The sequence below is a fragment of the Vibrio sp. V42_P2S4T144 genome, from assembly GCF_009904715.1.
In the GTDB taxonomy this organism is placed as follows: Bacteria; Pseudomonadota; Gammaproteobacteria; order Enterobacterales; family Vibrionaceae; genus Vibrio; species Vibrio alginolyticus.
This window is the reverse complement of the sequence record NZ_WXWS01000319.1, coordinates 1-4398: the sequence shown is the minus strand read 5'-3', so window position 1 is coordinate 4398 and position 4398 is coordinate 1. Positions and strand designations below refer to the sequence as shown.

5 protein-coding genes and 1 pseudogene are annotated in these 4398 nt (G+C 42.6%); 1 reads left to right on the top strand and 5 read right to left on the bottom strand.

What is annotated here, in order from left to right:
- From CAG68_RS11020 to CAG68_RS11005, 4 genes and pseudogenes are all read right to left on the bottom strand, one after another.
- Positions 1-371 (bottom strand): metal-dependent hydrolase (locus CAG68_RS11020; RefSeq protein WP_161441147.1); only part of this gene is annotated, 371 nt, incomplete at its 3' end.
- 328 nt (positions 372-699) lie between these two features.
- Positions 700-1158 (bottom strand): hypothetical protein, encoded by a 459-nt coding sequence (locus CAG68_RS11015; RefSeq protein ID WP_005388759.1) that lies wholly within the window; start codon positions 1156-1158, stop codon positions 700-702.
- A gap of 93 nt (positions 1159-1251) precedes the next feature.
- Positions 1252-2285, bottom strand: a pseudogene (locus CAG68_RS11010) (phospholipase A).
- Between the two features lie 226 nt (positions 2286-2511).
- A complete protein-coding gene (locus CAG68_RS11005) occupies positions 2512-3015 on the bottom strand; it encodes a DUF2938 domain-containing protein (protein WP_005376471.1) in 504 nt (167 codons plus the stop codon).
- An 84-nt stretch (positions 3016-3099) separates the two neighbouring features.
- Between CAG68_RS11005 and CAG68_RS11000 the strand changes: the two genes are divergently transcribed.
- Entirely contained in the window at positions 3100-3507 is a 408-nt protein-coding gene (locus CAG68_RS11000; RefSeq protein ID WP_021707542.1) for a helix-turn-helix domain-containing protein, read from the top strand.
- Between the two features lie 72 nt (positions 3508-3579).
- Here CAG68_RS11000 and def read toward each other — a convergent pair whose 3' ends face one another.
- Positions 3580-4086: a peptide deformylase gene (def, locus tag CAG68_RS10995; RefSeq protein WP_161441146.1), complete on the bottom strand. Its 507-nt coding sequence runs from the start codon at positions 4084-4086 to the stop codon at positions 3580-3582.
- Between the last annotated feature and the right edge of the window lie 312 nt (positions 4087-4398).

The following is a 4398-nucleotide window of genomic DNA, read 5'->3' as shown; positions in this document are numbered from 1 at the left end:
CGCGTGTTGCTTATCGGCCATAGAAGCTGTGTTCCATAACTGGTGCATGCGTCTAATAACGCATGGGTACTATAACCAAGCGCGCAGTAAAACCAACTCTGCCGGAAGCTTAGTCCTCGCTTTTTTGCGAACAATGGATACAACAACAAAGCACAAATGAAACTACCAAACGGGATAAACAAGAGCGAGTGAGTAAATTGGCGATGGTATTCCAAATACAGCAAAGGATCAGTTGAAGAACGGATTAGCACATCTAAATCCGGAGCCATCCCAGAGACCACGCCCAACACGCCAACAACTGCAAGGTTTCGCTTGTTGCTCACCGCCAGTGGCAAAGCTGCACCCAATAAACCTTGCGTTAACGGATCCATCGTTCATTTCCTTTAGATAGATGAAGCTCAGCTGGAAAGCGTACACGCTCAATAGTCGGTTCCAATTTAAAAACCAGAAGGTTCTTCGACATAAATTATCCGCATTTAAGTGGAAAATAATACACGACTTAGTCATGCATTTGCTTGTTTAGCAACAAACACCTTGATTTAGTGTAAGAAGGAATCACGCCGTTCGCTAGTGAACGAACAAATCTGAGTCTAGGCTTGTTTGGTATTTCAAACCCGAAGGTTTATCTGACGCGAAAAAACAAGGCGATCCAAATGGCTCGCCTTGTTTCTAATTTACTGAACGATAAACGACAGGTGTTTAGTCTTGAGGATTCTCTTTCGCGTTGATTTCAGCGTAAGTGTGCAGCAGCTCCGTCAATGTTTTTACCCACGCAAAAACATCCGAAGGTGCATTTTCGATTAGTTTTTCCACTAGCGCACAGTGTGTTTCTAGCGTGATGGCCTCTTCCAAACGGAATGAGATCGCGTAGAAATGCCAAAGCACCAATCGCGTCATTCGCTCGCTATTTTGCTTTGCGTTGTCTGAGTCATCAAACGCTTGTTGAATTTCACTCAGTGCGATTGCTGTCATGCGTAGCATTGCATCAAGACGTGCAGACAACATGCGGTCTTCACTATCCACTTCTTCTTGATCAAAAGTGAACAGCTCATTCATCACGTCTTCTGGCACCATTTTACTGATCATACGAGCACTAAACTCTTCCAGCTCATGGCGAGGCATAGTTACAAGACAATCGAAGGTGTAATCACGAAGCATAAAATCACTCTAGGTTAGAAATCAATTTCAGCCTCGCATTCTAAATATTGAAATTTCAATTGCCAGTGTTAATTTCTATCCATCTACGAAAAACTACAAAACACCGTTAATTGCAATACCAACACCAATCCGCTGCTGATTATGATCATAGTCGATCAAGCTCTTACCATAACCCGCTGAGTATTGTGCGTACCCCTGAACTTTGCCCCAAATCGGAAATGACACACCCAGTTCCGCAAAACCCTTATGTGTTTGAAAGTTCTGGCGACCTAAAAAGGTAAACTCGTAACCATTCCACTTGTAAGCACTCGATAGCTCAAAGTGTCCCATATAGTCTTCGATATCCGGGTTATCATCACCTTTGGGATCATTAGGCGATGTCTTTTCATCTTCAGGTATACGCCACCAAGGCTGGATAGAAACCGCAAAATTGTCTTTTGCAAAGGTTACGTTGGCATAGACACGGTTCCAACTTCGCGATAGCTCCTGTCTCTGACCGTTAGACTCATGTTCAATACCAAAACCTAACCAAGTCGAACCATCAAGTGGTTTCCAGTCAGTTGGGGTGTAGTAAAAAAGCTCTGGACGATAATTGGTTTCACGGAATGGACGAGATGCTGCACCCGTGTATACCTGCCAAAATGATTTAAGAGTCATTCCAAAAAACAGACCATCGCCATCAAACAACAAGTCATCATAGTTCATTGGTACTTTAAAACTGATTTGGAACTCCGCCTCTTCCTTACGCAGTTCATCGCCGTATTTGGTGTCGGCATACGCGCGTTTATTTACACGATCACTGTATGTAAACGGAAGAATATAGTTAACGCGATGCGCGACCAGACTAAACGGTTCGAACGCGTTTTCTCGTTCTGATTCCAAACGCTTGTCGACCAAACTTTCCTGAAGTTCTTCAGGCTCTTCAATTTCTGGATCAGCGGGCACTGTGCTGGTTACTGTGTCAAGCTCACACTGCGCGCGAATGCTCTTTATGGTTTCTTCACCTTTGCTTTGCTTTGCTTTATTTTGTCTAGCAAACATAAATCATAAGCACTGGCTGTTTCTCCCATCGCAACTGGCGCTGCCAATAAACTCAGTATTGATATCCCTGCCACTTTTGAAGCCATCTGAAACCCTTAATATTCTTTATGTCAAACCAGATAATTTTAGTTTTTCTTGGTAAACCGCTTGCCATTCTGACGTTAAGGCAATGTTAAATGTCCGCCGACTTTACGTCTTGGATAAATGCAACAGACTTTAGACATATCGGTCAACTATGATCAAAGCGCAAAAAACAACCAAGAGTTGAGCATCATAGATAAAAACCACTCGTTTGCATGATGCTCATTTTATCTATGCAAAATACTGGCTCGTAACTTTGATTGCAAACCCGGCTATGAATAAACCCAAACCATAACCCAAATGCGCCAATGTGCTAAGAAAACGGGCTTTCCAAGGTGTTGGGGTTTTACTCGCAGCAAAACCAAATCCTAGACAAGGTTGAATGACCAAAAATGGGAAGATCAACGTTACCACGCCTGTAATTAAGCTGGGCATTAGACTGGGCTCTACCAACCAATGATGACCAAAAACAGTAACGTGAGCCAAAGCGAAAGTAACGCCGATGGCATAATGCAAAAACCAGCCAAGTGACTTTTCTCCCGGCATCGCCTCTGACGCCATAATTGGCGCATGCATAAGCTTTCCTTGGGGCATGTACAAAACCCAGCGCGCAACCAACGCATAGTTTAATGAAGGAATACCAAACACTCTCCTTTGTAACCATGCCCATAAATCCATTATCAAAGTGGCACCAATCCCTATTAGCACCGCTTGCAATCCCATTAAAAGCAGCATTTTTCTCTCCTCAAGTTTTTGATTTGTTAAGGTCTTAGTTGCATGCTACAACTTAAAGCCAACTTGAAGTCAATGGGGAATAATATGGATATTGCAGAAGTGGTTAGAAAATCAGGATTGCCGACTTCAACGCTCAGGTACTACGAACAGCTGGGGTTAATTCGCTCGATAGGAAGGAATGGATTGAGACGCCAATATTCACCAGAGGTACTCAATACACTCAATTTAATTAGTTTGGGGCGTATCGCTGGAATATCGCTTAACGAAATGGCAGAAATGTTGAATCAATCAGAAGTTTCAAAGCCATATATCGATCGTGACTTACTAACGAAAAAGGCACTTGAGATTGATGAGCAAATAAAACGTTTGAAAGCGGTGCGAGACAGCCTAAACCATGTTGCCACCTGCCCTCATGAGTCACATATGGACTGTTCTTCATTTCAAAGGCTTATGAAGGTCGTAAAGCGTTATGTCCCCCAAAAGCAGAGATAAACCGCTCTCCCTACCGTCCTATTCTTGATTTACAAGGAAGTAACTCGCGGTTGTGAGTTACTTCCTTTCATATTACTTAGCTTGCGATTTTACGTACTTCTTCACTTTTTTCATCGCCATTTTTTGCTTTAACGGTGAAAGGTAATCAATGAACAAGTTACCAGATAGGTGATCAATTTCGTGCTGCATCACAATCGCCAAGAACTCATCGCTCTCGATTGTAATCGGGTTGCCATCACGGTCTAGTGTAGAAACAACAACTGACGTGTAACGCTCTACATCTGCGTAGTACTCAGGAACAGATAGGCACCCTTCTTGACCAAGTGCTTTGTTTTCTCCGCTCACCACTTCTGGGTTAACCAAGATTAAAGGATCATTGCGTTCGTCAGAGATATCGATGACAACAACCGCCTCTTTTCTGCCTACTTGGGTTGAAGCTAAACCGATACCATTGCCCGTTGCGTAAAGTGTTTCTAGCATATCGTCTATCAGCGTTTGTACTGTCGATACATCAGTGACTTTTTCTGCTTTTACTTTAAGCCTTGGGTCTGGAATGGAGAGAATTTCGAGGACTGCCATACTTACCTTTCATATCTATAAATCGTAATTCGTGGCGAATTATACACACGTTTCTCGATACATAAACCTGCTAAGCTATCTTGCGCACAAGGCATAAACCATTAACTCAAACTACAACACAATAAATGGGTTTGCCTTTTAGATAAAAATCCTACAAACAGGAAACTAAAACGCCAGCACATTATGGCTGACGTCTTGTCATGATCCTAATTGAATCGTTTGTTGTATTTTATCTACTGACTTTCCTTGGCTTTGAGTAATACTCTAATCGCCATTTTCTCACCACTTTTTAAAATTAAGTAGGCGATGCCA